Consider the following 21140-nt stretch of genomic DNA (forward strand, 5'->3'; position numbering starts at 1 on the left):
ATCAACTCCAGAGGAACTCGGCCATCGCGGTGGTGGTGTGGAGGTCGCGGCTGGTGCGGCCGACCAGCCGGGGCGCCGGGTGCGGTCCCGGTACGGTGTGGCCGCCGCCGCGCACGGTGTAGAGCCGGACCGGGGCGTGCCCGTCCTGGCGGTGGTCGGTGCGGCTGATCCGGTCGGACAGGTCGACCGTCACGGGCGGCGCCGTGATGCCGTTGCGTCGTGCGAAATAGCCGGCGGTCTCCGGCGTGGACAGCATCTCCCCGCCGACCTGGAAGGCGAAGCGAGCCCAGGCCGCCATCTCGCCACCCTCGTACGGCACGATCCGGTCGGCCGTGCCGTGCAGCAGAAGGACCGGCTTCGGCACGACAGGCAGGCCGGGCAACAGGAAGTTGCCGGGGGCCGGCTGCTGGGCCGCGATGACCGTCGCGCCGGCGAGCAGGTCGGGGCGTTCGTGCAACAGCCGGATCACCAGGCCGCCGCCGTTGGAGTAGCCGGCCGCGTAGACCTCCCGCCCGCCCGCGTGCTGCTTGACCACCGCCTCGGCGAACGCCACGTCGTCGACGCCGGCCCGGCGAGCCGGGAAGCGGCTGGCCAGGCGCGCGTCGTTCCAGTTGCCCCGGTAGCCGTCGAGGTAGGCGACGGCCGTGCCGGGGATCGCGTCGAACGCCCCACCGGTGAAGGCCCGGTACTTGGCCGCGTTCTGCGTTGAGCCGTGGAAGACGAGCAGCAGGCGGTCGTGGCCGCCCTCCGGCTCGATGAGGGTGTAGGTGCGGGTGCGGCCCGCCGCTTGGATCTCCATGCTGCCCCTTCCGGATAACCTATCCGATTAAGCGTAACAGCAAGTGGATAAGCTATCCGTTACCCTGGTCACCGTGACCCGCAGAGACGCCGCCCGCAACTGGCAGCACATCATCGACACCGGCCGCGCCTTCCTGGCCGCGCAGCGGCCGCTACGACTGAACGACGTCGCCCGCGAGGCGTCGATCGGCGTCGCCACGGTCTACCGCCACTTCCCCACCCCGGAGGCGCTGCTCGAGACGCTGGCCCGCCCGGCCCTGCAGGACCTGGTCGCGTACGCCGAGCGGGCCCTCGCTGACGACGACGAGTGGGGCGCGTTCGCCGGCTTCCTGACCGTCGGCATCGACGCGCAGCTGGCCGACGCCGCGGTGCAGCCGGTCTTCGCCGCCGCCACGCACGAGCTGCCGGAGACGGCCGAACTCGTCGGACGCCTGGACGCCCTGACCGCCGACCTGCTCGACCGGGTACGCGCCGCGGGCCTGATCCGTCCCGGCGTCGAGCACGCCGACGTGGTACGCCTGATGTGCGGGGTGGTCTTCGCCGCCTCGGTCCACGCGACGCCGGCCGAGCGGGCGGCGCTCACCCGCCGCTATCTCGACGTGGTGCTCGATGGCCTGCGCGCCCGGTGAGGCCCACCCGCGCCAGAGACGCCGAGCGGCGGGCGCGGCCGAGCTGACACCCGGCTCCTAGGCGCTGGCGCGTTCCACCAGGCTGGTGTCGAGGAGGATGTGGGGGGTGGCGAGTTCGTCGCCGCGGATGCGGGCGACCAGCAGGCGGGCCATCTGCCGACCCATCTCCTCCACCGGCTGGAACACGGTGGTCAGCGGCGGGTCGGCCTGCCGGGCGATCGGGGCGTCGTCGAAGCCGACCACGGCCACGTCGTCGGGCACCCGACGGCCGGCTTCGCGCAGGGTACGCAGCGCACCGAACGCCATCAGGTCGGACGCGACGAAGACCGCGTCCAGGTCGGGACACACCTCCAGCAGCCGACGCATGCAGGCCGCGCCGCTCTCCTCGCTGAAGTCGCCGTACGCGATGAGGTTCTTGTCGACCCCGCCCCCGGCGGCGGTGACGGCCTCGGTGTAGCCGGCGAGGCGGGCCAGGCCGGCGCCCATGTCCTGCGGGCCGGCGATGGTGGCGATGCGCCGCCGCCCTCGGCCGGTCAGGTATTCGACCGCGTTGCGCGCGCCGCCGACGTTGTCCACGTCGACGAACCAGCCGGGCTGCGCGCCCGGTTGCAGCATCCGGGCCGGCCGACCGCCGAGCACCGCGGGCAGGCCGCGCTCCTCCAGCAGTGTCGGCAGCGGGTCGGCGTCGTGCAGGGACAGCAGCAGCACGCCGTCGACGTGCTGGTTGGTGAGGTGGTGCTCGACCCGCTCCCGCTCCACCGGCGACTGCGCCATCGCCAGCCAGAGCTGCATGGGCGTCTCCAGCAGCGCGGAGCTGATGCCCCGGACGATCGCGGCGAAGAACGGCTCGGTGAAGACGCGGTCGCCGGACTCGGAGACGACCAGCGCGACCGAGTCGGTCCGCTGGGTGACCAGGGCCCGGGCGGCGCGGTTCGGCACGTACCCCAGCTCTGCGATGGCCTGCTGCACGGCGGCCCGGGCCTCGGGGCTGACCTGCGGGGAGCCGTTGACGACGCGGGAGACCGTCCCGCGCCCGACACCGGCGCGGGCGGCGACCGCGTCGAGGGTCGGGCGCCCGAGCGACCGGGTGCGCTGCGTTGTCATCGTCTGCTCCTCCGACGTCGGGCGATCCGGCGCCGCCACCGAACCGGTGGCGCCGGACCGCCCGGATAGCTGGGCCGAGCCTAGTGTGCGGCCAGACCGTTGCGTCGGATCACCTCGGCGTACCACCTGGCACTGGACTTCGGGATGCGGGTCTGGCTGTCGTAGTCGACGTAGATCATGCCGAACCGCTTGGTGTAACCCCAGGCCCACTCGAAATTATCCATCAACGACCAGGCGAAGTAGCCGGCCAGCGGCACGCCCGCGCCGATCGCCTCGTGCGCGGCGCGCAGGTGGGCGTCGAAGTACGCCAGCCGGTCGACGTCGTCGACCCGTCCGTCCACCACCTCGTCGACGAAGGCGGAACCGTTCTCGGTGACGTACAGGGGCAGGTCGGTGTACTCCTCGTGCACCCGGCGCAGCGTCTCGACGAGGCCCGGCGCGTCGATCTCCCAGTTCATGTCGGTGACCGGGACACCTCGGGTGACGAACCGGACGTCCTCGCTGCCCGGCCAGCAGGACGGTGCCCGCCAGTACGGCTCCGGCTCCGCGCCCGCGACCGGCGCGGCCACGACGTGCCGGCTGTAGTAGTTGACGCCGACCAGGTCGAGCGGGCTGGCGATGGTGGCCAGGTCGCCGTCGCGGACGTGGCCGAAGTCGGTCACGTCACGCAGGTCGGCCATCAGGTCGGCCGGGTACGCCCCGCGCAGCAGGGGGTCGAGGAAGAACCGGTTGGCCAGCCCGTCGATCCGCCGGGCCGCGTCCACGTCGGCGGGGGCGTCGCTGGCCGGGGTGACCGGGTACAGGTTGACGGTCACCCCGACCTGGGCCTGTGGGCGTGCCGCCCGCAGCGCCTGCACGGCGAGGCCGTGGCCGAGCATCAGGTGGTGCCCGGCCCGGACCGCGTCGGCACCGTCGGTCCGGCCCGGGGCGTGGACGCCGGAGCCGTAGCCGAGGAACGCCGAGCACCACGGCTCGTTCAGCGTCGTCCAGTAGCGGACCCGGTCGCCGAGGGCGTCCGCGACCAGCGCCGTGTAGTCGGCGAACCGGGCGGCGGTGTCCCGGGCCGGCCAGCCGCCGGCGTCCTCCAGGGGCTGCGGCAGGTCCCAGTGGTAGAGGGTCAGCCACGGCTCGATGCCGTGCGACAGCAACTCGTCGACCAGCCGGCGGTAGAAGTCGAGCCCCGCCACGTTCGCGGGGCCGGTGCCGCCGGGCTGCACCCGGGACCAGGAGACCGAGAAGCGGTACGACTTCAGCCCCAGCTCGGCCATCAACGCGACGTCCTCGCCGAGCCGGTGGTAGTGGTCGCAGGCCACGTCGCCGGTGTGCCCGTGGAGCACCCGTCCCTCGGTGTGGCTGAAGGTGTCCCAGATCGACGGCGTACGGCCACCCTCGGCGGCCGCCCCCTCGATCTGGTACGCCGCGGTCGCCGCGCCCCAGAGGAAGCCGGGCGGGAAGATCAGCTCCGGTCCCTGGTCGAGGACGCCGACGGCGGGCGGGCTGGCGGGATTGCTCACGACTTGACGGCACCTTCCATGATCCCGCCGATGATCTGGCGGCCGAACAGGACGAACACGATCAGCAGCGGCAGGGTCGCGAGGGCCGTGCCGGCGAAGAGCGCGGTGTAGTCGGTCTGGTAGAGACCGGACGAGAGGATCTTGAGGGAGTACTGCACCGTCGGGGTGTCCGGGGTCAGCACGATGAACGGCCAGAGGAACTCGTTCCAGGTCTGCATGAAGGTCAGCAGTCCGAGGATGGCCGCGGCCGGACGCAGCGCGGGCAGCACCACGTTCCAGTAGATCCGCCAGGTCGAGCAGCCGTCGAGGCGGGCCGCCTCGATCAGCTCGTCGCTGATCGCGGAGAGCGCGTACTGGCGCATCATGAACACGCCGAAGCCCTGGACCAGGAACGGCACGATGACGGCCTGCAGGGTGCCGGTCCACTCCAGCTCGACCATCATCAGGTAGAGCGGGATGATCCCGAGCTGGGTCGGCACCATCATGGTCAGGATGATCACCAGGAGCAGACCGTTGCGGCCGCGGAACCGGAGCTTGGCGAACGCGAACCCGGCCAGGCTGGAGAAGAAGATCACCGAGATGGTGACGATGCTCGACACCACGGCCGAGTTCACCAGGCCGTAGAGGAACGCGGCGTCCTCGTTGGCGAGCATCCGCTCGATGTTCTCGAAGAGCATCCCGCCCGGCGTGGGCGGCATCTCGTAGACGGCGCTGTTGTCCCGCGACGCGATGATGAACGACCAGACGATCGGGAAGATCGACAGTACGCAACCGATGATGAGCGCGAAGTAGGTCAGCGGGCTGGCCTGCCAGAGCCGGCCGCCCGGCGTGCCGCGCCGCCGGCGACGCGTCCGGTTCTCCGGCGGCGGCGCGACAGAGCGAGGGAGGGCCTGGGTGGTGCTCACTTCTTCTCCCCCTTCACCGAGCGCCGGACCAGCGCGAAGTTGATTAGCGCGAAAATGACGATCATCAGGAAGAGCAGCCAGGACATCGCCGCCCCGTAGCCGTACTCGGCGTTGCCGGTGAAGGTCCGCTCGTAGATGTACATGGCCAACGTCTGGAACTCGTGCTCCGCGCCGCCGCGGATCATTCCGTGGCCGTACATCAGCGGCTCGGTGAAGATCTGGAAGCCGCCGATGGTGGAGATGATGACCGTGAATACGATGGTCGGGCGGATCAGCGGCACGGTGATCTGCCAGAACTGCCGCCACGCCGAGGCGCCGTCCAACGAGGCCGACTCGTAGAGGTCCTTCGGGATGGCCTGCATGGCGCCGAGGTAGATCAGGGCGTTGTAGCCGGTCCAACGCCAGTCGACCATGAAGGCGATCGCCAGCCAGGAGGCGTAGCGGTTGTCGCGCCAGGCGACGGGGTCGACGCCGACGCTGCCGAGCAGCCAGTTCACCAGGCCGTACCGGTCGGCGAAGATCAGCGCGAAGATGATGCCGACCGCCGCGACCGAGGTGATGTTCGGGACGACGATGCCCATCCGCAGCAGCGTGCGGCCGCGCATCTGACGGTTCATCAGGTTGGCGAGCAGGAGCGCCACGATGAGCTGCGGCACCGTGCTCAGCAGGAAGATGCCGACCGTGTTGTACGCGGCGTTCCAGAACTGCGCGTCCACGAGCAGCTCGCGGTAGTTCTCCAGCCCGGCGTACTCACGGGTGCCACTGAGCAGCTCGTAGTCGAAGAGCGAGACGTAGACCGTGTAGAGCAGCGGGAACAGGCCGAAGATCCCGAACAGGACGAAGAACGGCGCGACGTAGAGGTAGGGCGAGTACTTGAGGTCCCAGCGGCCGAGCCGGTACGAGGAGCGGCGAGGCTCCGGTCGGTGGCGGGGTGGCGTGGCGGTCCGCCGTGGCGGCGCCTCGCCGACAGTGGAGCTCATGGCAGGTCCTTCCGGGAAAAGGGGAGCGGCCTCGGCGGCGCCCACACCCTGCCGGGACCGAGCGCCGCCGCCGGCTCACGGCACGTGCTGTCCGTGAGCCGGCGGGTCACCGGCGGATCAGGCGACGGCCTTCTTGGCCTCGTTCATCGCCTTCGTCCACGCGGCGTCCGACCTGCTCTGGCCGCGCTCGGCCGCCTGCATCTGCGGCTCGACGATGGTCTCCCAGACCTGCTGGTGCTTGGCGCCGAGGAAGACCGGCTTCATGTTCTTGACGCTGTCACCGAAGATCTGACCGATCGGGGCGCCGCTGAAGTACTCGCTCGTCTTGTCCTTGAAGGCGGGGTCCTCGATGCCCGGGATGCTGGAGGGCATCGCACCGGCCTCGTTGAACGCCGCCAGGTGGCCCTCCTTGCTGGTCAGGTACTTGGCCAGCAGGTACGCCTCCTTCGGGTGCTTGGTCTGCGCCGGGACGGCGAGGTAGGAGCCGCCCCAGTTGCCGCCGCCGCCGGGGATCTTGGCGATGTCCCACTTGCCGGCGTTGGTCGGGCCGGAACGCTGGGCGATGATGCCCTCGGTCATCCAGGCCGGGCAGGGGATCGTGGCGAAGGCGTTGTTCTTGAACGCGGCGTCCCAGTCGGCGCTCCAGCGCTGCGCCTTGGCGGTCAGGCCGTCGGCGGCCATCTGCAGACCCATGTCCCACGCCTTGCGGACGACGGGGTTGGTGTCACCGATGAACTTGTTCTCCTTGTCGAAGAAGAACGTCTCGGAGTTCTGCATGACGTACGGCTGCATCAGGCTGGTGGCGCTGTCCAGCCACGCCGCCTTGACCTTGCCGCTGTTCTTGAACTGACGGCCCAGCGCGATGTAGTCGTCCCAGGTGCTGATCTTCTGGGAGACCGCGTCGCGCTCGGTGGGCAGGCCCGCCTGCTGGAACAGGTCCTTGCGGTAGCACATGGCGAGGCCGCCGACGTCGGTGCCGAGCCCGATCAGCTTCTTGCCGTCCGGCGTCATCGCGTTGTTCCACTTCCACTCCGGGAAGTTGGACTTCACCTCGCTGGCGCCGAGGTCGAGCAGGTTGGCGAACTTGTCGTGGTTCTGCACGTACTGGAGCAGCACGCCCTCTTCCAGACCGACCACGTCACCGGCGCCGCTGCCCGCCGCGAGCCACTGCACCAGCTTCGGCTGGAAGTCCCGCAGCTCACCCATCTTCTGGTGCTCGACCTTGATGTTCGGGTTGGCCGCCTCGAAGTCCTTGATGGCCTTGTCGTACCCGAAGTTGGAGAAGGTCTGGAGGACGAGCTTGACCTGCCCGTTCTCGCCACCTGCCTCGTCGTCGTTCTTCTTGCTGCACGCGGTGCTGCCGAGGGCCACGCCCACGGCGATCGCGGCGACCGCGGCAGTGCGGAGCCGGCGCCTGATGACGCTCATCCCTGACCCCTCTCAGGTGGGTGATTCGTGTGGTGGTTCCGGTGTCTGGCGATGCGGGCTCTCCGGTCGCTGAACCCTCGTGGCGGCTACCTGCCCGCCCCCGAAGTCGCGCACCGGGCAGTGCTGACGCCCACGCATCGGGAGCGCTCCCATGAGATTGCGGGCGCGTGTCGGGAGTGTCAATAGGGGCTTGGGAGCGTTCCCAATTTGTTACCGGTCCCCCGCCGGGCGCGGGCGGTCGAGGGCAGGCGGAAGCGGCCGCCGTCCGGGCGGCCGTGCTCGGCGGATCAGCAGAAGCGGCGCAGCAGGGTGCCGACGCGCCCGGCGTCGAACGCGGCCGGGTCGAAGTGGTCACCCACCCAGTCGCGCATCGCCCAGTGCTCCGGGTGCTCCGGGTCGGCCAGCGCGACCAGCAGCGCCTGGTAGCCGGCCGGGCCGCCGACGTCCTCCGGAGGGCAGGCGCGCTCGCCGTCGAGGCAGGCCGGGTAACGCTCCTCCGGGTCGGCGGTGACCGCGTCCTCGACCACGAGGTCGTGCTCCCACCAGTCGCCGAAGTCGTACGTGTACTGGAACCGGCTGCCCTTGCCGAGCACCGCGTCCAGCCGGACGTCCAACTCGTCGTGCAGCGCCAGCTCGCCGTCCGGGTCGGGCTCGCCGTACTGGAGACCGTCGATCTCGAACGAGTGCAGGTGGCAGTCGCGCCAACCCATCGCGTGCTGGACGACGCGGTGCAGCCGGTCGAGGGTGTAGCCGGCCGGAACCAGCACCCGCCGCCAGACCGTCGGACGGACACCCGTCAGCGAGATCCGCAACTGGAAGATCTGACGCGGCATGCTGTCCCATCCTCCCTCGGCTTAGGCTGCGAGAATGATCTGTCGAGCGTGCCGGGCGAGGCGACACGACGACTGTCCGGGCCGGAACTGGTGCGACTGTCAGCACCGTACCCCCCGACCCACCCCTCCGGTCACCGGTCCGGCCAGCGAATGAGCGTCGGAATTCCGATCAACCGGGTCTGGCCGGGCGGCGCACCGGAGCCCCTCGACGACGCCGCGCTCACCGACCTCTACGGCCGCCCCGACCGGCCACACCTTCGGGTGAACTTCGTGTCGAGCCTGGACGGCGCGGTCAGCGTCGACGGCTACTCGGCCGGGCTCTCCGGCGAGCCCGACAAGCGCGTCTTCGGCCTGTTGCGGATGCTCTGCGACGCGCTGCTCGTGGCCGCCGGCACGCTGCGCCAGGAGGGCTACCGGGCGCTGCGCCTGGACGAGCGCCGGCGGGCCTGGCGGGTCGAGCACGGCCTGGCCGAGTACCCGACGCTGGTGGTCGTGTCCGGATCGCTCGACCTCGACCCGGCCCAGGCCGCCTTCGCCGACGCGCCGGTCCGGCCGGTGGTGCTCACCCGCGCCGAGTCCGAGCCGCCACCCGGGCTCACCGACGTCGCCGACCTGGTGCGCTGCGGCGCCGATCGCGTCGACCTCGCCGTCGGCCTCGGCGAGCTGCGGCGACGCGGCCACGCCCAGGTGCTCTGCGAGGGCGGGCCGCGACTGTTGGGCGCGCTCACCGCCGCCGACCTGGTCGACGAGCTGTGCCTCACCGTCGCGCCGCTGCTCGCCGGACCCGGGGCGGGGCGGATCACCGCGGGCGACGCCACGCCGCCGCGCCCGCTGCCGCTGCGACACGTGCTGGCCGCCGCCGACGGGGTGCTCCTGCTGCGCCACGCCCGCGTCTGACGGTCCGGAAGCCCGCCGCGTTCTCGCCGCGTTCGCCGGGCCCCGCCCGGGCGCGCGTGCACCGAGGGCGCGGTTCGCGCGTCCGCGAGGGCCGGCCGCGCGACGTACCGTGTCGCGGCCATGACGCTCCGAACGCGCGGCGTACGACCGGCGTGGCGTCCGCCGCGTCGCGTGGCAAGGTGTCGTACTCCTCGGGCAGGATGCAGGACGTGTGTCCCGCCCACCACGACCGACCGGAGCTGCCCGATGAGCGATGAGGGGTTCGACGGCCCGGTCGAGGGGGTCGGGCGGGTGCTCGGCACCGCCGACGCCACCCCGCTGCAGTTCTGGACGGCCGTCTCCCCCGGCAGCTACCTGCAGCTCGACGACGTCGTGGTGACCCGCCGCGAGCTGCCCGACCGCGAGCCGGTGACCATCGCCGGCGTGGTCACCCAGGTGCGCGCCCGGCACGAGGGCGCCCAGTTCGACTCCGACGTCTTCGCCATCGCCGACGGCACGCTGCCCGCCCAGGTGCAGGAGGCGGCCGAGGTCACGACCACCCGGGTCGACCCGGAGTTCTACGTGCCGCCGACGCCGGGCGCGGTGGTGCACCGCGCCGAGGGCGACGCCCGGGCCCGCGCACTGCACTTCGACCGGATGGAGCGACGCATCCCGATGGGGATGGGCCGCGACGGGGTCCCGGTCTACCTCAACGCCGACTTCCTCGACGGCACCCGCGGGGCCCACGTCTCCATCTCCGGCATCTCCGGCGTCGCGACCAAGACGAGCTTCGCCACCTTCCTGCTCTACTCGGTGTTCCGCTCCGGCGTGCTCGGCGGCGACGCCGTCAACGCCAAGGCGCTCATCTTCAACGTCAAGGGCGAGGACCTGCTCTTCCTCGACCACCCCAACACCCGGCTCGACGACGCCACCCGCGCCGGCTACGCGAAGCTCGGGCTGGACGCCGGCGCCTTCCCCGACGTCCGCGTCTACGCGCCGCCCCGGGTCGGCGACTCCTCCGGCACCCCCGACGTGAGCAGCCGGCTCACCGGGGTGGACAGCTTCTACTGGACGCTGACCGAGTTCTGCGCCGACCGCCTGCTGCCCTACGTCTTCGCCGACGCGGACGACGAGCGCCAGCAGTACACGATGGTGGTCCACTCGGTCGCCGCCCACCTGGCCCGCTACGCGCAGCCCGCCGACGGCGGGGTGAGCATCGACGGGGTGCGCCTCGGCACCTACGCCGACCTGGTCGACCACATCGTCGAGCAGCTCAACGACGACGAGACCCGCTCCGAGTGGGCCGGCAGCGCGGTGGGGCTCGGCACGGTCAACGCGTTCGCCCGGCGACTCATCGGCAGCAAGAAGGACCTCGGCCGGCTGATCCGCGGTGACCTGGCCACCCGCCGCCCGCACAGCATCAACACCGCCGAGTCCGCCCAGGTCACCGTGGTCGACCTGCACAACCTGCCCGACCGGGCCCAGCGGTTCGTGGTCGGCGTGACGCTCAAGAGCGAGTTCGAGCGCAAGGAGAAGGCGGGCACGGCCAAGCCGCTGCTGTTCGTCGTCCTGGACGAGCTGAACAAGTACGCGCCGCGCGAGGGCTCCTCCCCCATCAAGGAGGTGCTGCTCGACATCGCCGAGCGGGGCCGCTCGCTGGGTGTCATTCTGGTCGGCGCGCAGCAGACGGCGAGCGAGGTCGAGCGGCGCATCGTCACCAACTCGGCGATCCGGGTCGTCGGCCGGCTCGACCCCGCCGAGGCGTCCCGCCCGGAATACGGCTTCCTGCCACCGGCGCAGCGACAGCGGGCGCTGCTGGCCAAGCCGGGCACCATGTTCGTCAACCAGCCGGACATCCCGGTGCCGCTCTGCCTGGAGTTCCCGTTCCCGGCCTGGGCGACCCGGGTCAGCGAGGCGGGTCGCGCCCCGTCGCAGACGCTGCGCTCGATCACCCAGACGGCGGACCCGTTCGCGGTGGTCGGCACCGCCGGCGGCGCCGACGACGACATCCCTTTCTAGGGGGCGGGCCACCATGAAGATCCTGCACACCTCCGACTGGCACGTCGGCAAGGTCCTCAAGGGGCAGTCGCGGGCCGAGGAGCACAAGGCGGTCCTGGCCGGCGTCATCGAGATCGCCCGCGCCGAGCAGCCCGACCTGGTCATCGTCGCCGGTGACCTCTACGACACCGCGGCGCCGACCCCGGAGGCGACCCGGCTGGTGACCCGGGCGCTGACCGCGCTGCGCCGCACCGGCGCCGACGTGGTCGCCATCGGCGGCAACCACGACAACGGGCCGGCCCTGGACGCGCTGCGCCCATGGGCCGAGGCCGCCGGCATCACGCTGCGCGGCAGCGTCCGGGAGAATCCGGACGAGCACGTCATCGACGGCACCACCGCCGGCGGGGAGCGGTGGCGGCTGGCCGCGCTGCCGTTCCTGTCCCAGCGCTACGCCGTCCGCGCGGTGGAGATGTACGAGCTGACCGCCGCCGAGACCAACCAGACATACGCCGACCACCTGGGCCGGGTGCTCGGCCGCCTCACCGAGGGCTTCACGGAGTCGGGCCGGGTGCACCTGGTCACCGCGCACCTGACGGTGACCGGCGCGGCCGCCGGTGGCGGCGAGCGCGACGCGCACACCGTGCTCGGCTACGCGGTGCCGGCAACGGTCTTTCCCGGCACCGCCCACTACGTGGCGTTGGGTCACCTGCACCGCGCCCAGCGGGTCGACGGCCCCTGCCCGGTGCGTTACAGCGGCAGCCCGCTCGCCGTGGACTTCGGTGAGCAGGAGAACGTGCCCTCGGTGACCGTCGTCGAGGTCACCGCCGACACCGCCGCCCGGATCCGTGAGGTGCCGGTGACGGCGGCGGCGACCCTGCGCACCGTCCGGGGCACGCTCGCCCAGCTCGCCGAGGTGGAGCAGCCCGACGCGTGGCTGCGGGTGTTCGTCCGCGAGCAGCCCCGGGCCGGGCTGCGCGAGGAGGTGCAGGAGCTGCTGCCCCGGGCGCTGGAGATCCGGATCGACCCGGAGCTGGTGCCCGCGCCGGGGAGCGGCACCGCCGTCGCCCAGCGCTCCGGGCGCTCGCCGCGCGAGCTGTTCGCCGACTACCTGGACAGCCGGGGTCACGCCGACGACGGCGTACGGGAGCTCTTCGACGAGATCTTCGAGGAGGTCGACCGCTGATGCGACCGATGCGGCTGGACATGGCGGGCTTCACCGTCTTCCGGGACGAGACCACCGTCGACTTCACCGACGCCGACTTCTTCGCCCTGGTCGGCCCCACCGGCTCGGGCAAGTCGACGGTGCTGGACGCGATCTGCTTCGCCCTCTACGGCACCGTCCCACGCTGGGGCGGCACCCGGGGCCTGGCCAACGCGCTCGCCCCCTCGGCGGCCGAGGCCCGCGTCCGGTTGGTCTTCGAGTCGGGCGGCGCCCGCTACGTCGCGACCCGGGTCGTGCGACGGGACAGCCGGGGCAACGTGAAGACCGCCAACGCCGGGTTGCAGCTGATGCCGCCCGGCTTCGACGTCACCAAGCTGGACACCGGGCTGAGCCCGGACGACCTCGGCGAGGTCGTGGCGGGCACACCCGCCGAGATGGACGTCGCGGTGCTGGAGGCGGTCGGGCTGCCCTACGAGCAGTTCACCAGCTGCGTGGTGCTTCCGCAGGGCCAGTTCGCGGACTTCCTGCACGCGAAGCCGGCCACCCGGCAGCAGATCCTGGTCAACCTGCTCGGCCTCGGCGTCTACGAGGAGGTGCAGAAGCGGGCCACGGCCCGGGCCGCCCAGGCCGAGGCCAAGCTGGAGGCCGTCGACCAGCTGCTGGCCGGGCTCGCCGACGTCGACGACGACGCCCTCGACCGGGCCGCCGGCGAGGTCGACCGGATGCGGGCGCTGGCCACGGCGGTGGAGGCCGCCGTCCCGGAGCTGGACGCCGCCCGGGTGACCGCGCGGGAGGCGACCGCGGCGCTGGCCGCGCTCGACGCCGAGCTGGACGTGCTGGGCGCGGTCCGGGCGCCCGCCGGGGTCGCCGAGGTGGCCCGGGCGGTGACCGACGCGCGGGCCGAGGCGGACGCCGCGGCGGGTGCGGTGTCGCTCGCCGAGGAGCGTGAGGAGAAGCTGCGCGGTGAGTTGGCCGCCGCCGGTGACGAGAGCCCGCTGCGGCTGCTGCTGCGGGCGTACGCCGACCGCGAGAAGCTGACCGCGGAGGCGGATGTGGTGCGGGCGGCCCTGGAGTCGGCGGCCACCGAGCACGACGCGGCGGTCCGGGCGCTGGCCGGGGCGCGGGCGGCGGCCGAGCGGGCCGAGGAGGAGTTGGCGACGGCGTTCCGCGCCCACGAGGAGGCGAAGGCCACCGATCAGGCGGTGGGGCTGCGGGCGCACCTGGTCGAGGGTGCGCCCTGCCCGGTGTGCGAGCAGGTGGTCTCCCGGGTGCCGGCGGTTCCCGCCGAGTCGGCGGTGGCTCGCGCGGTCGAGGCCGGCAAGGCCGCCCGTGCGGCCAGCGAGGCGGCCAAGCGGGTCGTGCAGGAGCGTGACGCGGCGGCCCGCGACCTGGACCGGATGCTGGTGCAGGCCCGTACCCGCCAGGAGCACCTGGACGCCCGGCGCGCCGAGGTGGACGGTCATCTCGCCGGCGCGGCCACGCCCGAGGCCCTGCGGGACCAACTGGCCGAGCAGGCGCGGTTGCGCAAGGCCCTGGACGAGGCGACCGCCGCCGTGCGGGCCGGCCGGGACGCCGCCCGTCGGGCCCGGGGCGCGGTCGACACCGCCGAGGAACGGCTACGGGCGGCGTGGCGGCGCTTCGACGCCACCCGGGACGGGTTGGCGCGGTTCGGCCCACCTTCGGCCGACCGCGACGACGTGGCGGCCGCGTGGACCACCCTCGCCGGCTGGGCCGACGCCGAGGCGGGCCGCCGCCGCGCCGAGCGGGCCGGCCGGGCCGCGGCGGTCGTCGAGGCCGAGGCGGTGGCCGCCGGGCTGGCGCGGCGGATCGCCGGGATCTTCGCCGACGCCGGGCTGCCCGCCGACGACGAGCCGGTCCGCGCCGCCGCGGTGGCGGTGGAGCGGGCCGAGGCCGAGGTACGCCGCCTGGTCGAGCGCCGCGAGCAGGCCGCTGATCTGCGGGAACAGCGGGCCGGGCACGATAGCCGTGCGCAGGTCGCCCGCGCGCTCGCCGGTCACCTGCGCGCCAACAACTTCGAACGGTGGCTGCTCGCCGAGGCGTTGGACCTCCTCGTGGACGGCGCGTCGCGGATCCTGCGGGAGCTCTCCGGCGGCCAGTACGACCTGGTGCACGACAAGGGCGAGTTCTTCGTCGTCGACCACCACGACGCCGGGCTGCGCCGGGGCGTCCGCACCCTCTCCGGCGGCGAGACGTTCCAGGCGTCGCTGGCACTGGCGCTGGCGCTCTCCGAGCAGCTCGCCGGCATGTCCACCACCGCGGCGAGCCTGGAGTCGATCGTCCTTGACGAGGGTTTCGGCACCCTGGACGCGGCCACCCTCGACACGGTCGCCGCCACCCTGGAGAACCTGGCCGCCCGGGGCGACCGGATGGTCGGGGTGGTCACCCACGTGCCGGCCCTGGCCGAGCGCATCCCGGTGCGCTACGAGGTCCGCAAGGACGCCCGCTCCGCCCGCGTCGAGCGGACCGGCCGGTGACCGCACCCGGTGGACGGTTCTTCGTCGACGCCTGGGACCCGTCGTACGGTGCCTCGTTCGAGGCGTCCGGCACCGGCCCGGCCGCGCCGAGCAGCGCCCAGGTGGAGACCGACGACGAGCTGCCCGCGGTGGACTGGCGGGCGATCGACGTACGCCCCGACGTGCGCGCGCCCGACGTGGTCCTGCTGGTCGACGGGGTCCGCCGCATCGACGCGAGCCTGTGGATGGCCGAGTCCGACGGCGGTACCTTCCCCGGCCTGGCCGCCTCCTTCGCCGCCGGCGTGGTCCGCTGCGACCTGGGGCGCGGCTCGGCGCAGCTGGCCGGCACCCGGGTGGGCCGGGGGTTGTTCACCGCCAGCCCCACCGCCGAGGACGTGGTCGCGGGCGCGATCCGCTACCCGGTGCACCGGGTCGGCGGCACCGGCGAGCTGACGAAGCTTCCCGCCGCGGTGCAGGGCCCGCTGACCGCGCTGGAGGTGGCGGTCTCCGACGCCGCCCGCACCGACGGGGACCTGCTCGTGGTCGACGGCCCGCTACGCAGCCGCCGGCATCTGCCCCGCACTCTCGGCTACATCAAGACCCAGCACAGCCAGTACCTCGACGCCCGGCTCACCGCCGTGGTGACCGGTTTGACGGCGGGGCAGCGTTCGCCGGTGTTCCGGGTCGGCACCGCCTGGGGCGGCTGGTCCTGGTATTTGCGCCTGCCGGTGGCCGCCGGCGCCCCCTGGGCGGGAATCGTGCGGGTGGAGTGCTCCCCCGAGCTGGACATCGCCGAGGCGGTCGAGCTGGCCGACCTGTCGCTGGTCACGCTTCCCCGGTTCGCGTCCACGCCGTACAAGGACCCGCGCGCCCCGCAGAACCTGATCCCCATCGCCGGTCTGGAGCGCCGGCTGCGGGCGCTGCTCGGCGATTCGCGGCTGCTGCACCGAGCCCTGACCGCCGCCGCCCGCCGCTGACCCGCCGCCGCCCGCTCGGGCCGGCCGCGCGGCGTCGCCGCATGATCACGCAACAACCCGGAGGCAGTGCCCTCCGGGCGGGTTCGAGGCCCCCTACGTCGTTGTTGTTGCGCGATCATGTGCCGGCGCGGGCGACCGGCCGGGGCGCGGCGCCGGGGTGGCCGGGATACTGGGTGGGTGGGACGCAAGCGCGACGGCGACCGGGTGGTCGAGCAGGTGGACACCGGCCAGGCCGAGCTGGTCCCGGACCGGGACCGCGCCGGCTCCTGGACGTTGCTCCTGGACGGCGCGCCGCAGTCCCACGTCGACCTGACCGACCCCACCTACCTGGAGTTCGAGTACGTGCGGCGGCTCGCCGCCGCGGTCGACCTGATCGCCCCCGCCGGCGCCCCGCTGCGCGTGCTGCACCTGGGCGGCGGCGCGCTGACCCTGCCCCGGTACGTCTCGGCGACCCGGCCCGGCTCCACCCAGCGCGTGGCCGAGGTCGACGGCGCGCTGGTGGAGCTGGTCCGTCGGGCGCTGCCCTGGCCGGCCGACCCCCGGCTGCGGGTACGCGTGGCCGACGCCCGCGAGGTGCTCGCCGCCACCCGCGACGGCAGCTACGACGTGGTGGTCGCCGACGTCTTCGCCGGCGCCCGCACCCCGGCCCACCTGACGTCCGTCGAGTACGCCTCCGAGGTGGCCCGGGTGCTCGCCCCGGGCGGCTGGTACCTCGCGAACCTCGCGGACGGCCCGCCGCTGCGCCACGCCCGCGGGCAGGTCGCGACGGTGCGGACCGTGCTGCCGCACGCCACGCTGATCGGTGACGCGGCGGTGCTGCGTGGTCGCCGCTACGGCAACCTGGTGCTGGTGGCCGGCCGCAGCGAGCCGCCGGTGCCGGAGCTGACCCGCCGGGCCGCCGGTGACTGGTTCCCCGGCCGGGTGGTGGCCGGCGCCGACCTGGACCGGTTCGCCGGTGGCGCGACCGTGGTCCGGGACGCGGACGCCACGGGCTCCACCCCGCCGCCACCGGGCCTCTTCGCCACCGGACGCTGACCGCCGCCGGCGGCACCGCCGCTCGACCGGACCGGCAGCGGGCACGGCCGTCGACCCCGGCAACGGGCAGCGCAGTCGAAAATTCTTCGTCCGTCGTTGATCCGCTCGCACCGTCGGCCCGTACCACCGGGCGGCCCGCCTGGTGGGCCCTTGGTCACCTGGACGACCCGGAGGTTCTGGATGCACGCGGTGGCGGCCGGCTGGCACGGCGATGTGGTGCGGCCGGACTGGATGTCCGCCCGATCCCAGTCGCGGCCGACCTCCCGGGGGGTCGACGGCCGCCCGACGCCTCGCCAGAATGGGCCGGTGACGCCACGATCGGCGCCCGGACGCCACCAGGCGGTGACCAGTGAGGCGAGCCACTCCGACCAGCTCGTCCGGCAGCTCTACGCCGAACACGCCGGTCCGCTGCTGGCGTTCGTCATGCGGCTCACCGGTGGGGACCGGCAACGCGCGGAGGACATCGTCCAGGAGACGCTCCTGCGGGCCTGGCGCAACGCGCACCGGCTGGGGGTGCAGGGGCAGGGGTCGCTTCGGCCCTGGCTGGTGACCGTGGCCCGCCGGATCGCCATCGACGAGCACCGCAGCGAGCAGGCCCGACCGGCCGAGACGTACGACCGGGACCTGACCGCGTTCGCCGAGTCGGACAGCACGGACCGGGTGCTGCGGACGATGACCGTGGCGGACGCGCTGCGTACGCTCAGCCAGTCACACCGGGAGATCCTGGTGGCGACGTACTTCCGGGGGCGGACCGTGCCGGAGGCCGCCGAGGAGCTGGGGCTGCCCCTCGGCACCGCCAAGTCGCGGGTCTACTACGCGCTGCGCGCGCTGCGCACGGCTCTGCAGGAACGGGGGGTGACGGAATGAGCCGGCCGGACCACATGGACGTCGCGGCGTACGCGCTCGGCGTGTTGGACGCGCAGGACACCGAGCGGTTCGAGGAGCACCTCGCCACCTGCTGGGCGTGCGCCGCCGAGCTGGAGACCATGGTGCCGGTGGTCGGGCTGCTCAGCGACATCGACGGCGAGACGATGAGCGCGCTGGAGCACACGCAGACCGATCCGGCCCTGCTGGACCGTACGCTGGTCGCGGTGCGCGCCCACCGGCGACGCTCCCGGGTCCGCCAGCTGCTGGCCACCGCGGCGGCGGTCGTGGTGCTGGGCGGCCTCACGGGGATCGGGTTCAACACCGTCATCGACGACGCCAACCCGCCGAGCGTCGTCGCCGAGCCGACCCTCCCCGCGCCGGCCCCGCCGACGGACTCGACCGGCGGCGGGCCGACCGGCCCAGGTGTCGGCGGCAACGAGGCGGAGGGCGACCAGTACGACGCCACGGACCCGAGCACCGGCGTGCAGACCACGATGTTCCTGGCGCAGAAGGAGTTCGGCACCAGAATCAACTTCAGCCTGCGGAAGCTGCCCGGTCCGCGCACGTGTCGACTCGTGGTCATCCGCAAGAACGCCACCACCGAGGTGATCTCCACGTGGTCCGTTCCGGATGAGGGCTACGGCACGAACACCCAGCCGCAGGGCCTGGAGCTGAGTGCCGCGACCGCCGCGAAGGTGGGCGACATCAAGCAGATCCAGGTGCAGTCGGTGGACGGCAACGGGGTGGCGAGCCCGCTGGTCACGGTGGGGCTGTAGCGACGTCCACGGAAATCGGCGCCGGTCAGAAACAATGACCGGCGCCGATTCGTCGTACGGGTGGAAGATTCGTCGCACCTGCCCCCACGCACGAATCGGCGTACCGGTTCAACCGATCGCTGTGAAATTGACCACGGTAGTTGGTTAATCGTTGACAGCCTGCCCTGCGTACTCATCGGTGAACTGCCGAGAATCGAGGAGGGCACGTGGCACAGATGAAGCGGACCGTCATCGTCGCGGGCGCGATGGTCGTCGCCCTGACGGCCTGCGCTCCCGCGGGCTACGACGGAGCGAACCAGAGCGCGGCGGAGCCGGTCGCCGTCGCCGCGGCCGAACCCACCGCGTCCGCCGAGCCCGAGGCCTCGGCGGAGACCCCCGCGGCCGACGCCCCGGCGGCCGGCGTGGAGCTGACCGAGAAGCTGATCGGCAAGAAGGTGGCCCGGATGGGCCAGGTCGTCACCGACGAGGATGGTTGGGTCCTCTACCGCTTCGACAAGGACACCGCCGACCCGCCGTCGTCGAACTGCGTCGACAAGTGCGCCGAGGTGTGGCCGCCGTCGCTGACCGACGGCAACCCGCAGCTCAGCGGCGTCTCCGACGACAAGGTCGGCTCGGTCACGCGGCAGGACGGCACCCGGCAGCTGACCATCGGCGGGTGGCCGGTCTACCGGTACATCGGCGACAAGAAGCCCGGCCAGTGGAAGGGCCAGGGCGTCGGGGGCACCTGGTTCGTGGTCCAGCCGGACGGCAAGAAGAACCTGAGCTGCCTGCCCAAGGGCACCCCGAAGGCGGTCGCGCCGCCGTCGGACAGCGAGGGCGCCGCGAACTCCGGGGGCGACGCCTACTCGTACTGATCCGCAGGGACACGGTGGTCGGTCGCAGCCGGGGAGGGCGCGGCCGGCCACCGTCATGGCCGGCCCGCGTCACCGACGGGGTCGGCCACCGGCGGTGCGTACGGTCCACCGGCCCCCGCTACGCCGGACGGCGGTCGGCTCAGGTGCGCTCCCACGGGCTGGGCACCGGGAAGTAGGTGTCCAGGAACGGCGTGAGGATCGCGAGCTGCCGGGCCAGGTCCTCCTCGGTGGAGAAGGCGTCGTTGAGGCAGAAGACGTGCCGGTCCCGGCGGGCCAGCAGATGCGCCAACCGGGCGGGCGTGTCGGGGTGGGACAGCTCGGCGATGGTGTACTCGAGGTCGCCCGGCACCGCGCGTCCGGTGTGGAACGCGTAGTAGTGGTGCAGCGACGAGGCGATCGAGATGTCCGTCATGCTGCGGAAGCGGCTGGCGGCGGTGCGTCGGTGCTGCTCCGGGAAGGTCTGCTCGATCTCCCACAGCACGCTGCGCCGCAGCGCGTGCGGCATGTGCTTCATCTTCTGGCCGAGGACCGTGCCGAAGCGCTCGGCGATGAGAGTCCGGTTGTTCTTCCCGGCCGCCGACGAGGGGATGTCCTCGGCGGTGGGCGCGCCCGGCGGCACCAGCGCCGGCGACGGGAAGAACCGGGAGATGCCGTTGGCCAGGAAGAAGTCCCGGGGCAGCACGTCGGTACCGAGGAAGACGTCGTCGTTGAAGTAGAGGAAGTGCTCGGAGAGACCGTCGATGTGGTGCAGCTGGCTCTCGATCGCGTGCGAGTTGTAGGTCGGCAGCACCGTCGGGTCCGCGAAGATCTCCCGGTGGCTGACCACCCGCAGCCCCGGGGCGGACCGGTCCAGCCAGTCGGGCACCTGGTCGTCGGTCACCAGGTGGACGGTGCGTACCCAGGGCGCGAACAGGTGCACGGACCGCAGCGAGTAGCGCAGCTCGTCGCGGCTGAGGAACCGAGCCGCGCTGGCGGCCTCCGCGTGGTAGGGGACGCCGGTCACCTCGGCGCGGCGGCGCAACCAGGCGGGGTCCGCGCCGTCCACCCAGGTGTAGACGATGTCGATCGGGAAGGCGACGTCCTCCGGCCGCCGCCCCGCGAACTCCGGCCGGGTGCGTACGCGGGCCGGCGAGGTGGGCGGGACCAGGCCGCTGAAGACCGACTCCTCCGCCAGTACGGTCGGTCCCCGCGCGGCGACCTGCTGCGCCACCGGGTTGCGCCGCGGCGCGACGAGGTCGTCCCCCTCCCGGGTCCAGAACTCCACGTCGCATCCGTACGGCTGGCCCAGCACCAGCCGCTGCCGTGGGTCCGTCCAGTACCAGGTCAGCCGCAGCACCGGCGCTCCGGCGAGGCGGCGCCAGACCGGCGACTCGAAACCGGGTGCCGGCGGCCGGGGCGGCTGCGCCTGCCCGCGGGGCGGCACGCCGACGTACCCGGCGGTCCGGCCGCAGACCGCGGCCAGGGCCGCGTACACGGCGGCGCGGTCGGCGTCGTCGACCGCGACGACGCTCAGGAGGTCGGACTCGCCCCGAACCCGGAAGTAGGCGACCCCCGCCTCGTCCAGCGCCGCCGTCACGGCCGACAGGTTGCCCTCCCGGGCCTTCGTCGGGGTGATGTCCGCCCGCACGTGCGCGACCCGGGGCGCCCGGTCCGCGGTGACCACCACCCGGTCGCCGCCCGCGAGCAGCTCCGGCTGGCGGCGCGCCAGCCGCTCCCCTCGCCGCCCCATCAACTGGCCGTCGACGGACGCCCGGGCCACCCACTGCTTCAGTTGGTGCCGGGTCTGCGGGCTGACCTTCTTCGCGATCGCGCGGCGCGTCTGCGGGCTCAGCACCCGCCGGTAGACGCCGACCAGCCGGGACGGCTCAGCCACCGCCCGGGGAATCTCCTGGCTGTCCGGTCCCGGCTCGCCCACCGCGCTCCTCTCCCC

The 21140-nt window shown here is 73.0% G+C and carries 18 protein-coding genes; 10 read left to right on the forward strand and 8 right to left on the reverse strand.

Going from position 1 to position 21140, the window contains the following annotated elements:
* Position 1: 1 nt before the first annotated feature.
* On the reverse strand, positions 2–799 hold the full coding sequence (locus GA0070620_RS12975) for an alpha/beta hydrolase family esterase (protein ID WP_091590512.1): 798 nt from the start codon (positions 797–799) through the stop codon (positions 2–4).
* A 73-nt stretch (positions 800–872) separates the two neighbouring features.
* Between GA0070620_RS12975 and GA0070620_RS12980 the strand changes: the two genes are divergently transcribed.
* Complete coding sequence (locus GA0070620_RS12980) at positions 873–1427, forward strand: TetR/AcrR family transcriptional regulator (protein WP_231922363.1); 555 nt, start codon at positions 873–875, stop codon at positions 1425–1427.
* Positions 1428–1484: 57 nt separating this feature from the next.
* On the opposite strand, the gene GA0070620_RS12985 is transcribed toward GA0070620_RS12980, so the two are convergent.
* From GA0070620_RS12985 to GA0070620_RS13010, 6 genes are all read right to left on the reverse strand, one after another.
* Complete coding sequence (locus GA0070620_RS12985; protein WP_091590514.1) at positions 1485–2531, reverse strand: LacI family DNA-binding transcriptional regulator; 1047 nt, start codon at positions 2529–2531, stop codon at positions 1485–1487.
* An 80-nt stretch (positions 2532–2611) separates the two neighbouring features.
* Positions 2612–4045, reverse strand: a complete 1434-nt coding sequence (locus GA0070620_RS12990) for a GH1 family beta-glucosidase (RefSeq protein WP_091590515.1) — start codon at positions 4043–4045, stop codon at positions 2612–2614.
* The gene (locus GA0070620_RS12995) at positions 4042–4842 is read right to left on the reverse strand and encodes a carbohydrate ABC transporter permease (protein WP_231922422.1); all 801 of its coding nucleotides are present in this window, start codon (positions 4840–4842) and stop codon (positions 4042–4044) included. Before GA0070620_RS12995 ends, GA0070620_RS12990 begins: the two co-directional genes overlap by 4 nt.
* Before the next feature lie 104 nt (positions 4843–4946).
* Positions 4947–5930 carry a carbohydrate ABC transporter permease gene (locus GA0070620_RS13000; protein ID WP_091590522.1) on the reverse strand — a complete coding sequence of 328 codons (984 nt, stop codon included), beginning with the start codon at positions 5928–5930 and terminating at the stop codon, positions 4947–4949.
* 117 nt (positions 5931–6047) lie between these two features.
* A complete protein-coding gene (locus GA0070620_RS13005) occupies positions 6048–7358 on the reverse strand; it encodes an extracellular solute-binding protein (RefSeq protein ID WP_091590524.1) in 1311 nt (436 codons plus the stop codon).
* A 287-nt stretch (positions 7359–7645) separates the two neighbouring features.
* Positions 7646–8191, reverse strand: a complete 546-nt coding sequence (locus GA0070620_RS13010) for a plasmid pRiA4b ORF-3 family protein (RefSeq protein WP_091590529.1) — start codon at positions 8189–8191, stop codon at positions 7646–7648.
* Between the two features lie 150 nt (positions 8192–8341).
* On the opposite strand from GA0070620_RS13010, the gene GA0070620_RS13015 reads away from it, so the two are divergent.
* The 9 genes from GA0070620_RS13015 to GA0070620_RS13055 all read left to right on the forward strand — a co-directional run bounded on the left by GA0070620_RS13015 (position 8342) and on the right by GA0070620_RS13055 (position 19210).
* Positions 8342–9088, forward strand: a complete 747-nt coding sequence (locus tag GA0070620_RS13015; protein WP_091590530.1) for a pyrimidine reductase family protein — start codon at positions 8342–8344, stop codon at positions 9086–9088.
* 246 nt (positions 9089–9334) lie between these two features.
* Positions 9335–11086, forward strand: coding sequence for an ATP-binding protein (locus GA0070620_RS13020; RefSeq protein WP_091590533.1), 1752 nt, complete (start codon positions 9335–9337; stop codon positions 11084–11086).
* Positions 11087–11099: 13 nt separating this feature from the next.
* Positions 11100–12248: an exonuclease SbcCD subunit D gene (locus GA0070620_RS13025; protein WP_091590535.1), complete on the forward strand. Its 1149-nt coding sequence runs from the start codon at positions 11100–11102 to the stop codon at positions 12246–12248.
* Positions 12248–14722, forward strand: a complete 2475-nt coding sequence (locus GA0070620_RS13030; RefSeq protein ID WP_091590538.1) for an AAA family ATPase — start codon at positions 12248–12250, stop codon at positions 14720–14722. Before GA0070620_RS13025 ends, GA0070620_RS13030 begins: the two co-directional genes overlap by 1 nt.
* Positions 14719–15678, forward strand: coding sequence for a hypothetical protein (locus GA0070620_RS13035; RefSeq protein WP_091590539.1), 960 nt, complete (start codon positions 14719–14721; stop codon positions 15676–15678). The genes GA0070620_RS13030 and GA0070620_RS13035 overlap by 4 nt, the downstream gene beginning before the upstream one ends.
* A gap of 177 nt (positions 15679–15855) precedes the next feature.
* Complete coding sequence (locus GA0070620_RS13040; RefSeq protein WP_091590542.1) at positions 15856–16713, forward strand: spermidine synthase; 858 nt, start codon at positions 15856–15858, stop codon at positions 16711–16713.
* A gap of 180 nt (positions 16714–16893) precedes the next feature.
* The gene (locus GA0070620_RS13045) at positions 16894–17580 is read left to right on the forward strand and encodes a sigma-70 family RNA polymerase sigma factor (RefSeq protein ID WP_091590544.1); all 687 of its coding nucleotides are present in this window, start codon (positions 16894–16896) and stop codon (positions 17578–17580) included.
* Positions 17577–18356, forward strand: coding sequence for an anti-sigma factor family protein (locus tag GA0070620_RS13050; RefSeq protein WP_091590546.1), 780 nt, complete (start codon positions 17577–17579; stop codon positions 18354–18356). Before GA0070620_RS13045 ends, GA0070620_RS13050 begins: the two co-directional genes overlap by 4 nt.
* A 206-nt stretch (positions 18357–18562) precedes the next feature.
* Positions 18563–19210: a hypothetical protein gene (locus tag GA0070620_RS13055; RefSeq protein ID WP_091590548.1), complete on the forward strand. Its 648-nt coding sequence runs from the start codon at positions 18563–18565 to the stop codon at positions 19208–19210.
* 139 nt (positions 19211–19349) lie between these two features.
* Here the strand turns inward: GA0070620_RS13055 and GA0070620_RS13060 are convergent, their stop codons facing one another.
* The gene (locus tag GA0070620_RS13060; protein ID WP_197677591.1) at positions 19350–21125 is read right to left on the reverse strand and encodes a stealth family protein; all 1776 of its coding nucleotides are present in this window, start codon (positions 21123–21125) and stop codon (positions 19350–19352) included.
* Positions 21126–21140: the final 15 nt, after the last annotated feature.

The organism is Micromonospora krabiensis (assembly GCF_900091425.1).
Lineage (GTDB): Bacteria > Actinomycetota > Actinomycetes > Mycobacteriales > Micromonosporaceae > Micromonospora > Micromonospora krabiensis.